A 19,389-nucleotide genomic window follows, 5' to 3' on the forward strand; every position below is an offset into this window, starting at 1 on the left:
GTGATCAGTTGGGCGCTCAGTGCCGGTGCTCGTGGTCCGGATGCGAGGGGTCGCCGGGGTGTTCATGGCCGGTGGCGTACTCCACGCCGGCGCGGGCGCGGTCGAACCAGTCGAAGAAGGCGCGGTGCGTTGCCGCGCGGCGCAACTCGTGCGCGATGCCGTCGCGGGCGTGGGTGTACGGCACGAAGTCCTGTGGTGCGGGCGCGCCGAACGGGTCGACGCCTCGCCGCAGGGCCTCCGGCGTGAGGAAGCGGTCCCGGTTGCGGTCGTAGTAGTCCTGTACGGCCGTCTCCGGGACGTGTTGCTCGCCCTCCAGTTCGGCGAGGAGGGTGCGTGCGGCGGGGGAGTGGGCGAGGGTTGCCGCGACGATGCTGCCGAGGTTGGCTACGTCGGTTTCGGCGACGGCTAGTATCCGCGCCGGTGACACCTCGTCTGGGGTCGCCAAACCCCGTTCCTGGCACGCCCGTCGGGCCAGTTCGTCGGCGACGACCACTTGTGTTGCCCAGCGGCGTCGTTGTCGTTCGTGTGCGGATTCGTTGTGGCTGGTCGCGCAGTTCCCCGCGCCCCTACGGGGCGCTTCCAATAGGGCGTTCACACGTTCCCTCGGGATCGCCTCGCCTTGCACGAGAGCCGCGTGTTCCGTCATGGCGTCACCTCCAGCTCCACGGCCTTCGTGTAGGCCACGCAGCCGTGCCAGGCGAGCTTTGCCATCAGCCAGTACGAGCCCGGTGGCACCGATCCTCCGTCCACCTCGATCGTTTGCTCCACGTGCTCTCCGCCGTCCACCGTGAAGCCCTGGCAGGCGGGGGTGACCCCCGCCCAGGTTCCCCAGGAGGACACGGCCCACAGGGTGCCGCTGATGGGGCCGCGGGTGGTGTTGTGCAGGGTGACCGGGACGTGGACGCGCTCACCGCGGCGTATGGCGATGCGCTCAACGCCCAGGTCTGCCAAGAGAGTTGGGCCCGGCTGGGCGCCCGGCACATCGAGGGCCACGACATCCTCGTACACCTGCCCGCCGTACGACAGTCGAGCCGCGAGCCAGTGGCGGCCCGGCTCGGGGTCGGGTGGGGGTGTCACCGTGATCTCGGTGAGGGTGAAGCCGCCGGGGCCCAGGGTGTAGGGCAGTTCGGCGGGGGTGGTGGACCAGCCGGGGGGCGCGTGCAGGGTCACGGTGCCCCACGTCGGGGCGTCGGTGAGTTCGGAGCCGATGCGGACGGTGGCCGGGACCGGGCCGGTGGCGGTGAGTGCGGTGGGGGAGAGGAAGACCGAGACCGGCATGTTGCCGCGGGGGGCGGGGCCGGAGTTGTGGAGCCAGTAGCGGGTGTGGATCGGCTGGGCGGGCTCGTGGGCGGCGACGGTGGGACCGCCGGATGTGTGGGTGGCGGTGGCCCTGGCCAGGACCGTGGCGACCTCGAAGCCGGTCAGACCCAGATCGAGACCGCCGTCGTCGTTCGGGGCCAGCGGTTCGCCCGGTGTCTCGAGTACGTCCGCCCGCGTGCCCTCCGCCCAGTCCCGCGGACCCTGCACGCGCGCGTGCACGGGCCGTCCGTTGACCTCGTGCATGCGTACGACGACTCCGCGGCCCGGGTCGGCGGGTGCCGCGCTGCCGCGGGCGAGTGGGGAGCCGAGCGGCTTGAGCGCGTCGAGCAGTACCTCGCCCGCGGGTTCGAGCGAGAGCAGGGTCGCCTTCCTCGGTATCCCGGGTTCGTCGGAGGACCGCCGGATCCGGGCGGTGAGCGGGTGGTTGAACTCATGACCGGCCCGGGGCAGGCCCAGTTCCCGCCAGTCGCCCTCGCCCGCGACGACGGCGTACTCGAACGTGTGGGACCAGCGCTGGAGTTGGAACGCCGAGCCGTCGGGGGTGGTGCGGCGGGGCGGGTCGATCCAGATGCCGGAGGGCCAGCCGCTGCAGGAGCGCATCAGGGACATGTAGAGGTCGCCGGAGGCGGTGACCACACAGCCGGGCGTGCCCCGGTTGAGGACGGCGAAGCCGCGCCCGTCCCAGGCGTCGCCCGGCGGCAGCGCCTCACCGCCGCCCGCCGCCGTGGCCTGTACGACGGCGTCGTCCAGGTCGGCGATCAGGGCGTCGACCGCCTTGGCGTCGTCCTCGGGGCGGGCGCCCGCCACCACGAGCAGCGGCAGCCGTTCGAGGTCGCGGAGGTCCGCTCCGGGCACCCACTCCTCACGCAGTCCGGCACGCGGCGCCACCCACACGGCCGCGACACCGCTCTCGGCCAGCTGTCGCCGCAGCTCGCGTCCGGCGGCGGGATCCCAGCCGAGGGCTTCGGCGACCAGGGAGTTGCGGTCGGGGCCGCCGACGGCGATCCGGATGTCGGGCAGGTTGGAGTCCACCTCCAGGTCCCCGTACCGGGGCCCGCCCGCGATCGTCGACGTTGCGGTGACTCCCGCGCGTACCAGCGCTGCCGCGAGCGGGGTGCCGAGTTCCCCGGCTTCCTCCCAGTCCGCGTAGACGAGTTCGGCGACTCCGATCGAGCGGTGCCCGAGGAACCTGCCCGTGTCGTCGCTCAGAGCCACACGGGCCGTGGACCCCAGGGCGAACCAGGTGTTCGCCGGGTTGTCCAGCGTCCACGGGAACCGCTCGCTGTCCACCTCCACGAACCCGAACCCACGCCCGATCACGGCATCCGCCACCTCGTGCACCGGCAGACCGCCCTGCACGTTCGACGGCCAGCGGACCCGGATGAGCCGGTCGGCGCTGTCGTACCCGTCGATGGTGGTGGACACGTCCAGCCGGTCGACGCCGTGCCACAGACACAGCCGCTGCGTGTACCGGAAGAGACCGAGGTCGGCGCGGACGGTGATCCGCGATCCGGCGGGGGACTGCTCGACATCGATGTCCGCGCGTACGTCCCCGCTGCGGGCGGCGGTGGTGCCGGTCGGGGTGAGATGCCAGGGGCCTTCGCCGAAGCGGGGGTGTCTCGGGTACTCCTCCTGGACGACGAGTTCGTTGCCGATGTCGCCGGGGCGCAGCAACTCCCGGCCGCCCTCGGTCAGTACGCGCAGGCTGCTGACGGCGCCGCCGCGCGCGGGGTCGACCGTCACCTCGTAGAACTCGTTGCGGATGGTGCTGCCCTCGCCGCTCGTCCACTCGGGTACGGTGCCCTCGGCGAGGGGGAGTGCCTTGAGGCCCATGCCGGGCAACTCCGCTACGACGACGTGCAGTTGGCCGTCCTCGCGCACGGCGGGCAGGGGGTGGCCGGTGTCGTCCAGCGGGACCTGTCCGGGATCCGCGACCGTCAGGACGTCCCGCCGCTCCCAGGTGGCCGGGTTGAAGACGACCAGGTCCGCCGCCCCCTCGGCGGGCGTCACGGCGTCGGCGAGCGCCTGTGTCGCGTCGGCGTGCACTGTCTCGGCGAGGTCGTACAACTCCCGCCAGCCGGTGAGGAGATCGATGTAGACCTGGTCCGACTCGGAGCCGGTGATGGCGTCGTGATGGGCGCCGTAGATCAGCTGCCGCCACGCCTTGTCGAGGGCGGCGTCGGGATAGGGGTGCCCGGTGACGAGCGAGGCGAGTGTCGCCCAGGCCTCCGCGTCGGCGAGGAGCGTCTCGCCGTACCGCTGGGCCTGCTTGGTGTCGATGTAGGAGACGTCCTTGCCGGTGTAGACGGGGTTCATGTCCCGGGTCTGAGGCGAGGCCTTCCGTCCTTCGGCCGCCAACTCGGCCCGTACGGCGGCGAAGAAGTCGCGCGGCACGGCGCTGATGAAACGCGGCCAGACGTAACGGGCGTTCCAGTCCCGGTGGATGTCCATGACCCAGCGGCACGGCGGGGCGTAGTCGCCGCCGACCGGGAGCAGGACATTGCGGGTGAGCGCGACCTTCTTGAGACCCTGGAAGAGCTTGTACGCGGCTGCTTCCGCCTCCGACAGCGTGGGCGCGTTGTCGATCGCCCAGCCGGCGCCGTAGTGGTTGACCATGTACGCCGTGAGCAGTCCGCGCCCGGACGGGGCGATCCAGTTGAACTCGGCCGGGAACTGCATCCGTCCGGGATCCCGGGGCTCCTCGCCGAACACGGAGAGGGTCGGTCCCCACTGATGGAACGGCCCGCGCGCCCACGAACTGGAGGAAATCCCTGCGTCCGCCATCAGCCCCGGGAACTGCGGATCGTGCCCGAAGGCGTCGAGCTGCCACGCCGTCTCGGGGGAGGCGCCGAGGATCCCGCGCTGGAAGCCGTCACCGTAGACGGCGTTGCGGATGGTCGCTTCCGCCCCGGTGAGGTTGGTGTTGGGCTCGTTGTAGGTGCCGCCCATGATCTCGATGCGCCCGGTGCGCAGCAACTGCCGTAGAAAGGCGCGTTCTTCGGGGAAGGCGTCCCAGTAGGGCTTGAGGTAATCGACCTCGGCGAGCACGAAGGTGTACGCCGGATCGCGCCGCGCCAGATCGCAGTGGGCGCGCACGAGGCTCATCCCGGACTGGCCGCGCGAGTCGAAGGTGCGGGCCGGAAGACCGGTCGTCGCCGGGTCGTCGGCCACGTCCCAGGTCTCCGTGTAGGCGCCCTGGGTGTTCCACCAGACGGGGTCGTAGTGGAAGTGGCTGACCATGAACATGGTCCAGCCGGGCTCCGCCGCCGTGAACTCGGCGGTGTGCCGCGCCACTTGGTCCCCGTCGGTGGCGGTGACCGTGATCTCGCGGCGGTCGCCGGGTGCGAGGCCGTCGGTGGTCACGGGTATCTCGACGCGTACGGTGCCGTCCTCATCGACGGTGGCGAGCGCTTCCCCGCTCACCTCCGCACCCGCCACGGCGAGGCGGACCGGCCTGCCCGGGACGTGCTCGATCCGGGCGATCACGACCTGGTGCGGCTGCTCGGCGGCACCGACGAACAGATCGGTTGACTCGACAGAGAGGACGCGCATGGGGCTCCTACGAGTGCTCGGCGGAGCCCCATCCTGGCACCGAGGGGATGATTCAAACAACCATCTCAACGTTTCCTCGGTGGTTCATCCATGCAAACCCGGTCATGCCGACCGGCCGCGCTCAGCGCGTGCGCCGGGACTTCACCGCATGCTGCGGAGTGATGTGGTCGGTCAGGGCCAGGGAGGCGCTGGCCCGCTGGTAGGAGAGCTGGGCGACGCGGACGTACAGGCAGTCGATGAGGAGCAGGGAGGAGTGCCGGCTGCCGATGCTCTCGGCGCGGAAGCTGGTCTCCGAGGAGGAGATGATGAGCCGGATGTCGGCGGCCTTGGCGAGCGGGGAACGGGGGTCGGACGTGATCGCCACGGTGGTGGCGCCGCGTTCCTTGGCCAGCTCGAACGGCTCGATGGTCTCTCGGGTCGCCCCGGAGTGCGAGATGCCGATGGCGACGTCCGCCGGGGTGAGCAGGGCGGCGGAGGTGGCCGCGCCATGCACCTCGGTCCAGCCGCGCACCGCGCAGCCGATGCGGAACAGCCGGGTCTCGGTCTCCTGCGCCAGGGCCCCACTGCCGCCGACGCCGTACACGTCGATACGGCGCGCGCGGGCCGTCGCCTGGGCCGCGCGCTCGACGGCGTCGAGGTCCATCCGGTCGATGGTCTGCTGGACCGCGCGCAGATCCGCGGTGCCGACGACCTGCACGACCCGTTCCAGGCTGTCGTCCGGGGAGATGTCGGGGCCGATCTCGGCGGTGCCCCAGTCCGAGACCTCGCCGCGGCCCCGCTCCTGGGCCAGTTCGATCAGCAGATGCTGGTAGGAGTCGAGCCCGACGGCCCGGCAGAACCGGGTCACCGTCGCCTGGGAGGTACCGGTACGGCGGCCCAGCTCAGCGGCCGAGCAGTGGGTGACGGCGGCCGGATCCTCCAGGATCAGCTCGCCGACCTTCCGCAGCGAGCCGGCCAGCCGGGGCAGCTCGGTGCGGATCAGTGTGGTGACGTCCGTCGCAGGCATACGACGAAGGTAACAGCCACCGTTCAGGCCACCGATTGAATTCCAGGACCCATCGACATGGGTGCGCTTCCTCGTTGCCCGCAGCCCACGGCGTGTGATTTATTGATTCAGCTGTGATGTTGTGTGAGGTGGTTCAATCCACCAGTGGGGAGTGTCCCGTGTCCGTCGAGTCCGTGAGCGCCCAGGGCTTCGCCCGCGAGGGCATGGCCGCCCTCGACCGCATCACCGAGTCCGCCGGCGGCGAGGTGACCCGCGCCGCTGAACTGATTGCCCAGTGCGTGCGCTCGGACGGCGTCATCCAGGCTTTCGGCACCGGCCACTCCCAGGCCATCGTCCTCGAACTCGCGGGCCGAGCCGGGGGGTTGGTGCCCACGAACCGCCTCAGCATCGCCGACCTCGTCCTCTACGGCGGTGACGCGCCCAGCGTCCTCGACGACCCGCTCCTGGAGCGCCGGCCCGGAGTGGCCCAGCGGATCTACGACCTCGCCGCCCCTCGACCGGAGGACCTCTTCGTCATCATCTCCAACTCCGGCGTCAACAACGTCATCGTCGAGATGGCCCTGCACGCCAAGGAAGAAGGCCACCGGCTCCTGGCCATCACCTCCCTCTCCCACACCCGGGCCGTCCCCGCCGCCCACCCGAGCGGCAAGAAGCTCGCCGACATCGCCGACGTGGTCCTCGACAACGCGGCCCCACGCGGCGACGCCCTCCTCGAACTCCCCGGCGGCGGCGCCGTGTGCGCCCTCTCCACGCTCACCGGCGTGATGCTGGTCCAGATGGCGGTCGCCGAGGCAGCCTCCCTCCTCCTCGCCTCCGGCGACCGCCCCCCGGTGTACGTCTCGGCGAACGTGCCGGGCGGCTTCGAGGGGAACCTGGAGCTGGAGAAGCGGTACGCCGGACGAATCCGGCGTACCGCGAGCTGAGACCGGTTCAGCAGCGCCCCCAAAGGGGCGCGGGGAACTGCGCGACCAGCCACAACGAACCCGCAGACGCTGGAAGGCGTAGCGCGGCACCCCGCGGAGCGCTACCCCACGGGCACGGGCGTCAGCGCCACAGCCAACGGATAGGCGCCCGTGCTGAACGCATCCCCCACCGCCCCCGACCCCGTCTCGACCAGCACCAGCGCGTTCCCGTCCGCGGTGGTGACGTACGCCGTACCCCCGCTCCAGTCCAGACCGACGTCGAAGGCAGACTTCCCGACCGTCACCCTCGTTCCGGGCGCCCCGGTCACCGTGTCCACGGGCGTAACGCTGTCGCCGGTGCTGGGGCTGACCCACAAGGTCCGCCCGTCCGGCGACAGACCGAGCCCGTAGGCCTGGCCGGCGACCAGGAGTGTCGGCTCGGTGTCGTTCGTGGCGGTGTCGATCGGAGTGACGGTGGAGCCGCCGGAGTTGGACACGTACACCGTCTTCCCGTCGGGAGCGGCCACGACATTGAAGGGCCTGGGGCCGACCGGGATCGCTGTGCCGCTCTTCCGGGTGGCCAGGTCAACCGGACTGACCGTGTTGTCGTGGATGTTGGCCACATACAGCGTCCGCCCGTCGGGTGTGATCGCCATGTTCTCGGGACCTGAGCCCACGGGAACGGCCGTACCCGCCCGCAGCGTTGCGGTGTCCACGGGCTGCACCGTGCCGTCGGAGTAGTTCGCGACCCAGAGCGTGCCGCCGTCCGGCGTGAGCGCGAGCCCGGCCGGGACGCGCCCCACAGCGACGGTGGCGGTGACCTTGCCGTCCGCCACGTCGATCACGCTGACGGTGTTCGAGCCCTGGTTGGCGGCGTAGGCGGTGCGCCCGTCCGCACTCACGACCACCTCACCGGGGTTGTTTCCGACGGCGATCTCGGTGCTCTTGCCGGAGGAGAGGTCGATCGAACTGACCGACGCGCCACTGAAGTTGGCCGTCAGCGCTCTGGACGAGCCGGACCCGTCGGTGACTTGGACCGGGATCGCCCGGTCGAGAGCGCCGGTGCCGGTGGCGACGACGGACCACACGCCTTCCCCGGCGCCCTCCTGCGCAGAGAACCTGACCGTGACGGAAGTGGTGCCGCCCGCCGGGACGGTGGCGGTGCCCTCGGCGGGGGAGGCCGTGACGCCCTCGGGAACGTCGAGCTTCCAGGAGACCGTCTTGGCGGTGGTCGAGCGCTCGTCGGACAGGGCCAGCGTGACCGTCTCGGACTCACCCGGCTTCAGGGCGAGGGAACCGGGCTCGAAGGAGAGGTCGACGCCGGGATCGGGCGCGGTCCGCAGCATCGTCGTGTAGAGGAACTGGTCCATCACTCCCGGCGAGACCTGCTGGGGCACGGCGTCCAGTGCCTTGCGCTCGGCCCTGAGCCGGTTCCAGTACGTGGTGACCGCGTCGCTGTCGCCGCGCTTGCTCGCCAGCAGCAGGTCCACGGCTGTCTGTCCCGCGGAGCCGTACCGGCCGAGCTTGTCCAGCCAGGCCGAAGTCTCTTCGAGGAAGCCGGGGTTGGCGAGTCGGGCCCGCAACTGTGCCGGTGCGGCGGCCATGTCCGTGAAGTACGCCCTGAGCGCGGCGGCGGCCCGGTCGAGACCGCTGTCCTGGTCGTAGGCCTTGTGGAAGGCGGCAATCAGCGGGCTCAGCGTCGGCGACTCGGTCGGGTCGAGCTGGGACGAGTAGTTGTTCTCTGCGAAGATCCGCAGCCACCTCGCCGCCGCGGGTCCCGCCAGGTCACGGACGGAGGCGAGGAACGCGGCCCGTGGGTCGTAGGCCTGCGGGTTCCACAGATAGGCGGCCGAGGTGAACAGCGCGATCCGGCTCGCCTCGCCCTGGACCATCGGGTTGGCGGTCACGCCGACCGCCTCCTCGGCGACGCCGGGCTCACGGCCGGTGTAGGGGCCGAGCAGCAGACGGCTCGTGACGTAGTCGTTGACGGGGTAGTTGTCCCAGACCAGGATCGGGTGGCCGTACACCTTGCGCGCGCTGCGTACCTGTTCGGCGGTGACGGTCGGGGCGATCACGCCGACGCCGGTCCATTCGACCACCACCGAGGGGTCCAACTTCTCTCGCAGGGCGGTCTTGTAGGGGGAGTCGGCCAGGTCCGAGTACTCGGTGGGGACCATCTCCAGCGGTTCGAGCCCTGAGTGCGTGGCGGAGAACTCCTGCCAGACCCGGTTGAGCAACTGGGCCTGGGCGGTGCCGGCCGCGCCGCCTCCGGTGCCGAACTCCTCTTCGTCGGCGGCGCAGTTCCATTTCGTGTAGCTGATGTCGTCCAGCGGTATCGCGAAGGAGCGGACGCCGATGGCGTACAGCGAGTCGAACTTGGCGGTGAGCGCCTTGACGTCGGCGTCGGAGGAGTAGCAGACCGACAGTCCGGGGGAGAGGGCGTACGTGAAGCGGACGTGGTTGGCGTCGGCCCGGTCGACCAGTTCCGCGAGCCGGGCGAGTTCGGCGGGCGGGTAGGCGTCGCGCCAGCGGGCGCGCAAGTAGGCGTCGTCCTTGGGGGAGTAGACGTAGACGTTCTGCTTCGTACGGCCGTAGAAGTCGAGTTGGGCGAGGCGTTCGGCGTGCGACCACGGAGCGCCGTAGAAGCCCTCGATGACCCCGCGCAGGGGCGCTGTCGGCCAGTCCCGCACGCTGACCTCGGGGAGGGCGGAACGGGATCCGCCCACCTTGACGACGAGTTGGCGCAGGGTCTGGGCGGCATAGAAGGTGCCCGTGGTGTCGACGCCGGACAGGGCGACGAGGGCCTGCCCTTGCTTCCGGCCGGACGCGAGGACGTAGCCGCCGGACGGCAGACCGGCCGGGGACTTGGCGCCGAGCGCCTTGAGGGCCCGGCCGGTGGCGCCGCTCTCGGCGGGGCCGCCCACGTAGACGGTGAGCGCGGCCGACGCGGGCGGCTTGTCTGTCGTGACGATCTCGTCGGCTCCGGCGTCCCGCAGGACGGACTCGACGAGACGGCGGGCCGAGGGGTCGGTTCCGGGACCGACGACCTCGACGACCCTTTCAGGGACGGTGAGTTGGCCGTGTCCCGTGCTGAGGTGCTGCGGGGTGGGCCATACCTGCGGCGCATCTCTTGGGGGCGTGGCCGTCGCGGTCGTGGGGAGGCTCAGGGCGAGCGTGAGTGCCATGGCGGTGGCAGGGCGTCTGAGGCGAATGGCTGGGAACACGGGGGAATCCCCTTCCGTAACCATGAGGGGTGCGGTGGGTGAATGGATCCACCGCGCGATGTTAGATTCGCTGAATCAAACATTCAATAGCGCGCCTGGCCTGAGCAAAGCGCGCCTGGTCTGATCAATACGCCCCCGGGGCTCGGCTATCGGCCCGGCCGAGCGAGGATGCTGAGCGCGTTCGCGGCGACGACGGCCGTGATGCCCGCCCACTCCGTCCACCCCAGTCCCTGGCCGAGGATGACCCAGCCGACCACGGCGGCGAGCACCGGGTTGACGCTCATGAACAGGCCGAAGGCCGGTGCCGGTACCCGGCGCAGCGTGAACAGGTCGGCGAGGTACGGCACCGCCGAGGACAGCACCCCCGCGGCCACGGCGCACCCGGCGGCCATCAGGGTCGGTGGGTGCTGGACCGCCACGACGATCCCGACCGGCAGGAACATCAGCGCGGACAGCCCGGCGGCGGCTGCCGAACCCTGCGCTCCCGGGATGCGCCGTCCGACGGTCCGGTTGAGCAGGATGTACGACGCCCAGCACAGGGCCGCGAGCAGGGCCAGCCCCATGCCGACATAGTCGGCCGACGGCTGGGGTCGCATCAGGACGACGACGCCCGCCGCGGCGAGCAGCGCCCAGCAGGCGTCCAGGCGCCGCCGGGTGGCCGCGAGCGCGATGCTCAGCGGACCCAGGAACTCCAGCGTCACCGCCAGTCCGAGGCCGATGCGGTCGATGGCGCTGTACAGGGACAAGTTCATCGTCCCGAACACCACGGCCAGCAGCAGCACCGGCCACCACTGCCGCCAGGTGAACGACCGCAGCCGCGGCCTGCCCACGGCCAGCAGCACGGCCGCGGCGACGTACTGGCGCACCGCGACGACACCGATGGGACCGATCACGGGGAACGCGAGGGAACCGATCGCGGCTCCGACCTGGTTGGACAGCCCGCTGCCCGCCATCGTGGCCACCCCGGCGAGCGGAGGACGCTTCGGGGCCGGGAGCGGTGCGGCGGAGGGCAGGGATGCGGCGGGGCGTGCGGGTGCTCCTTGCATGCTCCGATCGTGCGCCGGTTCCGTACTTGCGCAAAATGCATTCGGAGCGGGATCTATACGCTGGACGTATGGATGTGGAACTGCGGCAGCTGCGCTGTCTCGTCGCGATCGTCGACGAGGGCACCTTCACCGACGCCGCCCTCGCCCTCGACGTCTCCCAGGCGGCCGTCTCCCGCACCCTGGCCTCGCTGGAAAAGGCCCTGGGCGTACGGCTGTTGCGGCGGACCTCGCGCGAGGTGACGCCGACCGGTACCGGGGTGCGGGTGGTGGCGCACGCCCGGCGTGTGCTCGCCGAGGTGGACGACCTGGTGCGGGAGGCCGCGTCCGGCCATGCCCAGTTGCGGATCGGCTACGCCTGGTCCGCGCTCGGCCGGCACACCGTCGCCTTCCAGCGCCGCTGGGCCGATCTGCGTCCGGAGACCGACCTGCACCTCGTTCGCGTCAACTCGGGCACGGCCGGACTCGCGGAGGGCGCCTGTGATCTGGCCGTCGTACGGCGGCCCGTGGGCGACCGGCGGTTCGAGTCGGCCATCGTCGGTCTGGAGCGGCGGCTGTGCGCGGTGGCCGGTGACGATCGGCTGGCCCGGCGCCGCTCGGTCCGGCTGGCCGACCTCGCCGGGCGCACGCTCCTCGTCGACCGCCGCACCGGCACCACGACCGCGGACCTGTGGCCGCCGGACTCCCGCCCGGCCATCGAGGAGACGCATGACATCGACGACTGGCTCACCGTGATCTCCGCGGGCCGCGGCATCGGCATCACGGCCGAGTCCACCGCCAACCAGTATCCGAGGCCCGGCGTCGTCTACCGCCCCGTGCGCGACGCCGAGCCGATCGCCGTACGCCTCGCCTGGTGGCGCGACGACCCGCATCCCGCCGCACAGGCCGTGATGGAACTGGTCACCGAGCTGTACCGCGAGGGCTGAGGCGCCGGCTGGCACCCGGGAGACGCGGGCAGTATGCCGGACAAAATTGTTGACAATTCTGTTTGGCTAGATTTACGTTCGACAGGCACTCACTCAGAGAGGGCACACGATGCCGAAACAAGCCCGTCCGAGCACCGGAGAGCAGGCCAAGCAGCATGCGCTCGCGCAGCTGCGGCAGGCGATCCTGCGCGGCGAGATGGCACCGGCACAGCGACTGGTGGAGAACGAACTCGCCGAGCAGTTCGATGTGACACGGGCGAGCATCCGTGCGGCACTCATCGATCTGGAGGCCCAGGGTCTCGTGGAGCGGATCCGCAACCGCGGCTCGCGGGTGCGGGTGGTGACCGTGGAGGAAGCGGTCGCCATCACCGAGTGCCGCATGGTCCTCGAAGGGCTGTGTGCGGCGAAGACGGCCGTCGCGGCCAGCGACGAGCAGCTGATGGAACTGGCGGACCTGGGCACAGCCATGAGCAAGGCCGTGGCCGACGGCGAGCCGATGACGTACTCCGAGCTGAACCAGGAACTGCACGCCAGGATCCGGGAGTTCTCCGGCCAGCGCACGGCCGTGGAACTGCTGGAGCGGCTCAACGCCCAACTGGTGCGCCACCGCTTCCAGTTGGCGCTCAGACCCGGTCGTCCGCAGCACTCCCTGAACGAGCATCTGGCGATGATCGAAGCGATCAGGGCCAGAGACCCCCAGGCGGCCGAAGCGGCCGTCCGCGCCCACCTCACCAGCGTGATCGACGCGTTGCGCGACTGACGCACGCGGGGCGGGCGCCCCTCTGTCCACCAAGGAGATGTCTGCAATGACGCATGCCGAAGCGCCCGCCACCACCACCCCACCACCACGGTCGACCCTCGTCGTCACCGCGCACGCCGGGGACTTCGTGTGGCGGGCCGGTGGAGCCATCGCCCTGGCCGCCTCGCGAGGGGAGAAGGTCACCATCGCCTGCCTGACCTTCGGCGAGCGCGGCGAGTCCGCCAAGGCGTGGCGCGAGGGCAAGCAACTGGAGGAGATCAAGGCGATACGCCGGGGCGAGGCCGAGCGCGCGGCCGAAACCCTGGGCGCCGAGGTCCGCTTCTTCGACGCCGGTGACTATCCCCTGGTCCCCACAGCGGAGTTGACCGACCGACTCGTCGAGCTCTACCGCGAGACGCAGCCCGATGTCGTCCTCACCCACCCGACCGAGGACCCGTACAACGGCGATCACCCGGCCGCCCACCGCATGGCCCTCGAAGCCCGGATCCTCGCCCAAGCCATCGGCTACCCGGGCGAGGGCGACATCATCGGCGCCCCGCCGGTCTTCTACTTCGAGCCGCACCAGCCCGAGATGAGCGGCTTCAGGCCCGAGGTCCTGCTCGACATCACCGAGGTGTGGGACACCAAGCGCAAGGCGATGGAGTGCCTCGTCGCCCAGCAGCACCTGTGGGACTACTACACCGACCTCGCCGTGCGCCGCGGCGTCCAGCTCAAGCGCAACGCCGGACCCAACCTGGGCCTCGCCCACAAGACCATGGCCGAGGCGTTCATGCGTCCCTACCCGCAGATCGCGAAGGAGCTGGCATGAGCGGCGTGATCGTCACCGACCCGCCGAAGGCCGACGCCAAGGATGTCGAAGCGCTCGCCGGATTCGGCGTGGCCACGGTGAGCGAGGCGATGGGGCGCACCGGTCTGCTCGGCCCCGGCATCCGTCCCATCCAGCAGGGTGTACGGGTCGCCGGTACGGCCGTCACCGTGCTCAGCTGGCCCGGCGACAACCTCATGATCCACGCTGCGGTCGAGCAGTGCGGCGAGGGCGACTTCCTCGTCGTCACCACCACCTCCCCGTCCACCGACGGCATGTTCGGCGAACTGTTCGCCACCGCGCTGCAACGGCGGGGCGTCCGTGGCCTGGTCAGCAACGCCGGTGTCCGCGACACCCAGGAGCTGCGCCAGATGGACTTCCCGGTCTGGTCGCGGGCGATCTCCGCGCAGGGCACGGTCAAGGCCACCGGCGGCTCGGTCAACGTACCGGTCGCGATCGACGGCCAGGTGATCCGCCCCGGCGATGTGATCCTCGCGGACGACGACGGCGTGGTGGTCGTCCCGCGCGAGCGTGCCCACGCCACCGTCGAGGCGTCCGAGGCCCGCGAGGCCAAGGAGGCAAAGGCCCGCGCCGCCTTCCTCGACGGTGAACTGGGCCTGGACCGCTACGGGTTGCGGGAGACGTTGCGGCGGCTCGGCGTCGAGTACCGGACGTACGAGGAATACACGGGGGAGGGGTCGTGAGCCGCGGGCCCGAGGAGGTGCCGTGCATGCTGATGCGCGGCGGCACCTCCAAGGGCGCCTACTTCCTCGCCGGGGACCTGCCCGCCGATCCCGGTGACCGAGACGACCTGCTGCTGCGGGTCATGGGCAGCCCCGACCCGCGCCAGATCGACGGGCTGGGCGCCGCGCACCCGCTCACCAGCAAGGTGGCCGTCATCTCCCGCTCGGCCGGCCCCGAGGCGGACGTCGACTACCTGTTCCTCCAAGTCGCCGTCGACCGCCCCGAAGTGACGGGCCGGCAGAACTGCGGCAACATCCTCGCCGGGGTCGGCCCCTTCGCCGTGGAACGCGGCCTGGTCGACGCGGACGACGCCGAGACGACCGTACGCATCCGGATGCTCAACACCGGAGAGCTGGCCGTCGCGACCTTCCCCACCCCCGGTGGCCGGGTCGACTACACCGGCTCCGCGGAGATCGCCGGGGTGCCGGGCACCGCCGCTGCCGTCGTGATCGGGTTCCCGCCGGGCGCCGGCCCGCTGCTGCCCACGGGGCACGTCCGCGACACCGTCGCCGGTACCGAGGTCACGTGCGTGGACAACGGGATGCCGACCGTGCTGATCCCCGCCTCCGCCCTCGGCGTCACCGGCTACGAGGCGCCCAAGGACCTGGAGGAGGACGTCGCCCTCGCCGGCCGGCTGCGCGAAATCCGGCTGGAGGCAGGGCAGTTGATGGGCCTCGGCGATGTGGAGGGCGCCACGGTGCCCAAGCTCAGCCTGCTCGCGCCGCCCCGGGACGGCGGTGCGGTGACGACTCGCACCTTCATCCCCGTCCGCTGCCACACCTCCATCGGCGTCCTGGGCGCCGCGAGCGTGGCGGCGGGGCTGCTCGTGCCCGGCGGCGTGGGGGAGGGGATCGCCGAGCCCCCCGGGCGGAGCGACCGGATACGCATCGAGCACCCCACCGGATTCCTCGACATCGAAACCAGCGTGGAGCCCGGAGCCGCGCAGACCGCTCCCGTGGTCCGGCGCACCGCCGTCGTGCGCACCGCACGGAAGATCTTCGACGGCACCGTCTTCCCCCGCGCCGCCGTACCACCGCTTGGAGGCACACCATGACCCCGCCGCTCGGTGACATCGCCCATGTCGGCCACGCCCAGTTGTTCACCCCGGACCTGGACGCCAGTGTCGCCTTCTTCACCGACTACCTGGGCCTGACCGTCAACGGGCAGCAGGCAGACACCGTCTACCTGCGGACCTTCGACGACTACGAGCACCACAGCCTCGTCCTCACCGCCCGCGAACAGCCGGGCCTCGGCCGGCTCGCACTTCGCACCTCCAGCGAGGAGGCCCTTCAGCGGCGCGTCAGCGCGATCGAGGACGCCGGCGGCTCCGGCATCTGGGTCGAGGACGAGCCGGGCCTCGGCAAGCTCTATGTCACGACCGACCCGGACGGCCACGAGCACGCGCTGTACTGGGAGAGCCAACACTACGAAGCCCCCGGGGAGTTGCGGCCGGCGCTGAAGAACCAGCCCCAGGCCAAGCCCAACCGCGGCGTCGGCGTACGCCGGCTCGACCACATCAACTTCCTCGCCGCCGACGTACTCGCCAACGCGGAGTTCCAGGAACAACTCCTCGGCGCGCGACCCACGGAGCAGATCCGGCTCGACACGGGGAAGATCGCGGCCCGCTGGCTGACCTTCACGAACAAGTCGTACGACGTCGTCTACACCTCGGACTGGACCGGCTCCACCGGCCGACTGCACCACATCGCCTTCGCGACGGACACCCGCGAAGAGATCCTGCGCGCCGCCGATCTCGCCATCGACAGCGGTGTGTTCATCGAGACCGGCCCGCACAAGCACGCCATCCAGCAGACGTTCTTCCTCTACGTCTACGAGCCGGGCGGCAACCGCATCGAACTGTGCAACCCGCTCACGCGGCTGGTCCTGGCTCCCGACTGGCCGCTGATCACCTGGACCGAGGACGAGCGGAAGAAGGGCCAGGCCTGGGGCCTGAAGACCATCGAGTCGTTCCACACGCACGGGACGCCGCCGGTCGGCTGAGCCGGGACACAGCCGGCCCACAGGAGGCCACAGGAGCCCGGGCGAACGTCTTCCTTCCCCCTCGCTCTCCGCCCGCGGCGGCGGATGCGCGCCGAGGGCTACGAGCTGGGCTCCGCCCTGTCCTTCGTGGTCGTCTTCAACCTCGGCGGCATGCTCGTCGCGGGCCGGGCCGCCCACCGCTTCGGCGCCCCGCGCATCCCGGCGATCTGGTTCGCGCTGACCGCCGCCGGGGTCTTCCTGCTCAGCGTCCACACGCCGATGAGCGTGACGATGATCGTCGTCTTCCTCACCGGCGTCTTCCTCAACAGCGCCCAGACGATGATCTACGCGACCGTCTCCATCCGCTCCACCCCGGACAGCCGCGCCACCGCCGTCGGCTGGACCTCCGGCATGGGCCGCTTCGGCGCCGTCTTCGGCCCCTGGCTCGGCGGCCAGATCCTCGCCGCGAACCACGGCGACTGGGGCTTCACCGCCTTCGCCATCGCCGGCCTCTCCTCCATGGTCTTCATCGGCATCGCCTCACTGCGCGGCCCGAAGCAGCCCGTGGGGGCCGGTGCGCAGCAGGACCGGCGATCACGCACTGACGAGGTGAAGGAGAGTGCGGGTGCGGCCGCCTGCCCTGGCAGGGGAGTGCTCAGTCCCTGGCCCGTACGCCGTCGAGCGCGACGGTCAGTACGCGGTCGCGCTGGGCCTCGTCGAGGAAGTTCGTCGCGGTGATGCCAGCGACCATCCGCAGCAGGTCGTCGAAGTCCATGTCCTTGCGCGCCTCGCCCGCCTCCTGCGCCCGCTGGAACAGCGGGCCGCCCGCCGCGTACATCGACTCCCGGCAGGCCAGGAAGATCTCCGACTCGTTGTTGAGGGCCTCGCGGATGGCCCGCTTGGTGACGGTGTAGTCGACGAATCGCCGCAGCCACGAGGTCAGCGCCTCCCACGGCCCCTGGTCGGCGACCTCCTCGGCGACCTGGCACAGGTCGTTCACTTCGCTCGCGTACACGCTCTCGAACAGGTGGCGGCGGGTCGGGAAGTTCCGGTAAAGCGTGCCGATGCCGACGCCCGCCCGCCGTGCGATGTCCTCCAGGGAGGCCTCCGAGCCGTGCTCGGCGAACGCCTCACGGGCGGCCACCAGCAACGCGTCGTAGTTGCGCGCGGCGTCCTTACGGTGCGGTCGGCGCGACGCGACGATCTCGCTGACGGGGTACGGCTGGGCCGTCACTGCTGCCTCCCGGGGCGGACAGGTTGAAGCGGAGGTTAGCCTCCGCTACAGTGGAGGGGTACCTCCACTTTAGCAGTGCGGGGTCCGTTCGCCGTGGACGCGTGACGTCTCCGACGCGAAGACCCGCACCCTCCTCGGCTCACACTCGTCCGCGACCGGACGCTGTCGGCCGCACCCTGCTCGGATTCGGAGAGGCTCTCCATGCCCCGCAAGTCCACCCGTCTCACCTTCGCGGTCCTCGCGAGCGGTGCCGGCGTGTTCGCCATGCTGCAGTCGCTGATCGCGCCGGCCCTGCCGACCGTCCAGCACGCGCTCAACACCTCGCAGGCCACCGCGACCTGGGTGATGACGGCGTATCTGCTGTCCGCCTCGATCTTCACGCCGATCCTCGGCCGCGTCGGCGACCTGATCGGCAAGAAACGCACCCTCGTCGCCGTCCTGTCCGTCGTGGCCCTCGGCTGTCTGCTCGCCGCACTCGCGCCCACCATCGGCGTACTGATCGTCGCCCGGGTCGTCCAGGGCGTCGGTGGCGCGCTGGTCCCGCTCTCCTTCGGCATCATCCGGGACGAGTTCGCCCCGTCCCAGGTGAGCGGCAGCATCAGCAACCTGTCCGCGGTGATCGCCGCGGGCGGCGGCGTCGGCATGGTCGCGGCCGGACCCATCGTGTCCGCGCTCGACTACCGCTGGCTGTTCTGGATCCCCGTGGCGATCGTCGCCGCCACCACGCTGATCGCTCTGCGCTACGTACCCGAGTCGCGCAACCGGGCTGCGGGGAACGTCAATTGGCTCGGTGCCGGGCTGCTGTCGGCCTGGCTGGTGGCGCTGCTGCTGCCGCTCAGCCAGGCGAGCGTCTGGGGCTGGGGCTCGGCCCGGGTGATCGGCCTGTTCGTCGCCGCCGTCGTCCTCTTCGCGCTGTGGCTGCTTGCCGAGGCCCGCTCGCGCACGCCGCTGATCGACCTGCGTGTGATGCGGCTGCCCGCCGTGTGGACCACCAACACCGCCGCGCTGCTGTTCGGCGCGGGCATGTACGCGATCTGGTCCTTCCTCCCCGGTTTCGTACAGACCCCCGGCTCCGCCGGATACGGCTTCGGCTCCAGCGTCACCGCCACCGGACTGCTCATGCTGCCGATGCTCGTCGCGATGTTCTTCTCAGGCGTGCTGAGCGGCCGCCTGGAACCGGTCCTGGGTGCCAAGACACTGCTCACAGCAGGTGCGGCGCTCGGCGCGCTCGCCTGCGGCTTCCTCGCCCTCTGGCACGACGAGCAGTGGCAAGTCGCCCTCGTGGCAGGCGTGTTCGGCCTCGGTATCGGACTGGCCTTCGCCTCGATGGCCAACCTGATCGTGGGCAGCGTCCCGGCCGACCAGACCGGCGCCGCGACCGGCATGAACGCCAACATCCGCACCATCGGCGGCTCCATCGGCGCCGCGGTCACCAGCGTCCTGGTCACCGGCCACCTCCAACCCTCCGGTCTGCCCTACGAATCCGGCTACACCCACGGCTTCACCCTGCTGGCCCTGCTGTGCCTGGCCGCGGCACTGGCGGCCCTGCTGGTCCCGGTCGGACGATCCTCCGGCCTGACCGCGCCGGCCCGCCCCGCCGAGGACGCGGCGTCAGCACCCGTACGCGTGCGTTAGGGTTGACCTGCGCGTTCTCACGGAACACCGCGGGACGCGCAGCCGGGACGTGGCGCAGCTTGGTAGCGCACTTGACTGGGGGTCAAGGGGTCGCAGGTTCAAATCCTGTCGTCCCGACAGTTCGATGAACTGCCATGGCAGGTCAGGGCCTTGGATCACTTCATGTGAGACGAGGCCCTTGATCGTTTTCTGGGTCTTGTCTCACAACTTCTCACGAACGCGGATGATCTTGACTGACTCCGAGCGCCTAGCAGGCCG

At 70.9% G+C, this 19,389-nt stretch carries 14 protein-coding genes, 1 tRNA gene and 1 pseudogene; 10 read left to right on the forward strand and 6 right to left on the reverse strand.

The features are described 5' to 3' along the window. Positions 1 to 16 precede the first annotated feature (16 nt). The 3 genes from ACTWQO_RS00915 to ACTWQO_RS00925 all read right to left on the reverse strand — a co-directional run bounded on the left by ACTWQO_RS00915 (position 17) and on the right by ACTWQO_RS00925 (position 5,878). Positions 17 to 646, reverse strand: coding sequence for a peptidyl-prolyl cis-trans isomerase (locus tag ACTWQO_RS00915; protein WP_443235228.1), 630 nt, complete (start codon positions 644 to 646; stop codon positions 17 to 19). Beyond that, positions 643 to 4,872 (reverse strand): glycoside hydrolase family 38 N-terminal domain-containing protein, encoded by a 4,230-nt coding sequence (locus ACTWQO_RS00920; protein WP_443235229.1) that lies wholly within the window; start codon positions 4,870 to 4,872, stop codon positions 643 to 645. The genes ACTWQO_RS00915 and ACTWQO_RS00920 overlap by 4 nt, the downstream gene beginning before the upstream one ends. A 121-nt stretch (positions 4,873 to 4,993) precedes the next feature. Further along, positions 4,994 to 5,878 carry a MurR/RpiR family transcriptional regulator gene (locus ACTWQO_RS00925; RefSeq protein WP_443235230.1) on the reverse strand — a complete coding sequence of 295 codons (885 nt, stop codon included), beginning with the start codon at positions 5,876 to 5,878 and terminating at the stop codon, positions 4,994 to 4,996. 158 nt (positions 5,879 to 6,036) lie between these two features. On the opposite strand from ACTWQO_RS00925, the gene ACTWQO_RS00930 reads away from it, so the two are divergent. Continuing rightward, positions 6,037 to 6,801 carry a sugar isomerase domain-containing protein gene (locus tag ACTWQO_RS00930; RefSeq protein WP_443235231.1) on the forward strand — a complete coding sequence of 255 codons (765 nt, stop codon included), beginning with the start codon at positions 6,037 to 6,039 and terminating at the stop codon, positions 6,799 to 6,801. 101 nt (positions 6,802 to 6,902) lie between these two features. On the opposite strand, the gene ACTWQO_RS00935 is transcribed toward ACTWQO_RS00930, so the two are convergent. Both ACTWQO_RS00935 and ACTWQO_RS00940 read right to left on the reverse strand, forming a co-directional pair. Then, positions 6,903 to 9,965: a beta-N-acetylglucosaminidase domain-containing protein gene (locus tag ACTWQO_RS00935; RefSeq protein ID WP_443235232.1), complete on the reverse strand. Its 3,063-nt coding sequence runs from the start codon at positions 9,963 to 9,965 to the stop codon at positions 6,903 to 6,905. Positions 9,966 to 10,150: 185 nt separating this feature from the next. Further along, on the reverse strand, positions 10,151 to 11,050 hold the full coding sequence (locus ACTWQO_RS00940) for an EamA family transporter (protein WP_443235233.1): 900 nt from the start codon (positions 11,048 to 11,050) through the stop codon (positions 10,151 to 10,153). Between the two features lie 68 nt (positions 11,051 to 11,118). Between ACTWQO_RS00940 and ACTWQO_RS00945 the strand changes: the two genes are divergently transcribed. The 7 genes and pseudogenes from ACTWQO_RS00945 to ACTWQO_RS00975 all read left to right on the forward strand — a co-directional run. After that, complete coding sequence (locus ACTWQO_RS00945) at positions 11,119 to 11,973, forward strand: LysR family transcriptional regulator (RefSeq protein WP_443235234.1); 855 nt, start codon at positions 11,119 to 11,121, stop codon at positions 11,971 to 11,973. Between the two features lie 109 nt (positions 11,974 to 12,082). After that, a complete protein-coding gene (locus tag ACTWQO_RS00950) occupies positions 12,083 to 12,733 on the forward strand; it encodes a GntR family transcriptional regulator (protein WP_443235235.1) in 651 nt (216 codons plus the stop codon). 46 nt (positions 12,734 to 12,779) lie between these two features. Continuing rightward, complete coding sequence (locus ACTWQO_RS00955) at positions 12,780 to 13,541, forward strand: PIG-L deacetylase family protein (RefSeq protein ID WP_443235236.1); 762 nt, start codon at positions 12,780 to 12,782, stop codon at positions 13,539 to 13,541. Next, positions 13,538 to 14,242 carry a 4-carboxy-4-hydroxy-2-oxoadipate aldolase/oxaloacetate decarboxylase gene (locus ACTWQO_RS00960; protein ID WP_443235237.1) on the forward strand — a complete coding sequence of 235 codons (705 nt, stop codon included), beginning with the start codon at positions 13,538 to 13,540 and terminating at the stop codon, positions 14,240 to 14,242. The genes ACTWQO_RS00955 and ACTWQO_RS00960 overlap by 4 nt, the downstream gene beginning before the upstream one ends. A gap of 26 nt (positions 14,243 to 14,268) precedes the next feature. Next, positions 14,269 to 15,336, forward strand: coding sequence for a 4-oxalomesaconate tautomerase (locus tag ACTWQO_RS00965; protein WP_443235414.1), 1,068 nt, complete (start codon positions 14,269 to 14,271; stop codon positions 15,334 to 15,336). After that, a complete protein-coding gene (locus ACTWQO_RS00970; RefSeq protein WP_443235238.1) occupies positions 15,333 to 16,283 on the forward strand; it encodes a catechol 2,3-dioxygenase in 951 nt (316 codons plus the stop codon). The genes ACTWQO_RS00965 and ACTWQO_RS00970 overlap by 4 nt, the downstream gene beginning before the upstream one ends. A gap of 84 nt (positions 16,284 to 16,367) precedes the next feature. Continuing rightward, positions 16,368 to 17,000 (forward strand): annotated as a pseudogene (locus tag ACTWQO_RS00975) (MFS transporter); the annotation flags it as partial. Here ACTWQO_RS00975 and ACTWQO_RS00980 read toward each other — a convergent pair. After that, positions 16,918 to 17,496 (reverse strand): TetR/AcrR family transcriptional regulator, encoded by a 579-nt coding sequence (locus ACTWQO_RS00980; protein ID WP_443235239.1) that lies wholly within the window; start codon positions 17,494 to 17,496, stop codon positions 16,918 to 16,920. The pseudogene ACTWQO_RS00975 and the gene ACTWQO_RS00980 overlap by 83 nt on opposite strands. 201 nt (positions 17,497 to 17,697) lie before the next feature. On the opposite strand from ACTWQO_RS00980, the gene ACTWQO_RS00985 reads away from it, so the two are divergent. Together ACTWQO_RS00985 and ACTWQO_RS00990 are read left to right on the forward strand one after the other, a co-directional pair. Further along, positions 17,698 to 19,131, forward strand: a complete 1,434-nt coding sequence (locus ACTWQO_RS00985; protein ID WP_443235240.1) for an MFS transporter — start codon at positions 17,698 to 17,700, stop codon at positions 19,129 to 19,131. A 43-nt stretch (positions 19,132 to 19,174) separates the two neighbouring features. Beyond that, a tRNA-Pro gene (locus tag ACTWQO_RS00990) sits at positions 19,175 to 19,248 on the forward strand. The last annotated feature ends 141 nt before the right edge of the window (positions 19,249 to 19,389 follow it).

This window comes from Streptomyces sp. 4N124 (assembly GCF_052245395.1).
Lineage (GTDB): Bacteria > Actinomycetota > Actinomycetes > Streptomycetales > Streptomycetaceae > Streptomyces.

Coding starts and splice junctions, on each gene's coding strand:
- ACTWQO_RS00915 (WP_443235228.1), bottom strand. CDS start 646: ATGACGGAACACGCGGCTCTCGTGCAAGGCGAGGCGATCCCGAGGGAA.
- ACTWQO_RS00920 (WP_443235229.1), bottom strand. CDS start 4,872: ATGCGCGTCCTCTCTGTCGAGTCAACCGATCTGTTCGTCGGTGCCGCC.
- ACTWQO_RS00925 (WP_443235230.1), bottom strand. CDS start 5,878: ATGCCTGCGACGGACGTCACCACACTGATCCGCACCGAGCTGCCCCGG.
- ACTWQO_RS00935 (WP_443235232.1), bottom strand. CDS start 9,965: ATGGCACTCACGCTCGCCCTGAGCCTCCCCACGACCGCGACGGCCACG.
- ACTWQO_RS00940 (WP_443235233.1), bottom strand. CDS start 11,050: ATGCAAGGAGCACCCGCACGCCCCGCCGCATCCCTGCCCTCCGCCGCA.
- ACTWQO_RS00945 (WP_443235234.1), top strand. CDS start 11,119: ATGGATGTGGAACTGCGGCAGCTGCGCTGTCTCGTCGCGATCGTCGAC.
- ACTWQO_RS00950 (WP_443235235.1), top strand. CDS start 12,083: ATGCCGAAACAAGCCCGTCCGAGCACCGGAGAGCAGGCCAAGCAGCAT.
- ACTWQO_RS00955 (WP_443235236.1), top strand. CDS start 12,780: ATGACGCATGCCGAAGCGCCCGCCACCACCACCCCACCACCACGGTCG.
- ACTWQO_RS00960 (WP_443235237.1), top strand. CDS start 13,538: ATGAGCGGCGTGATCGTCACCGACCCGCCGAAGGCCGACGCCAAGGAT.
- ACTWQO_RS00965 (WP_443235414.1), top strand. CDS start 14,269: ATGCTGATGCGCGGCGGCACCTCCAAGGGCGCCTACTTCCTCGCCGGG.
- ACTWQO_RS00970 (WP_443235238.1), top strand. CDS start 15,333: ATGACCCCGCCGCTCGGTGACATCGCCCATGTCGGCCACGCCCAGTTG.
- ACTWQO_RS00985 (WP_443235240.1), top strand. CDS start 17,698: ATGCCCCGCAAGTCCACCCGTCTCACCTTCGCGGTCCTCGCGAGCGGT.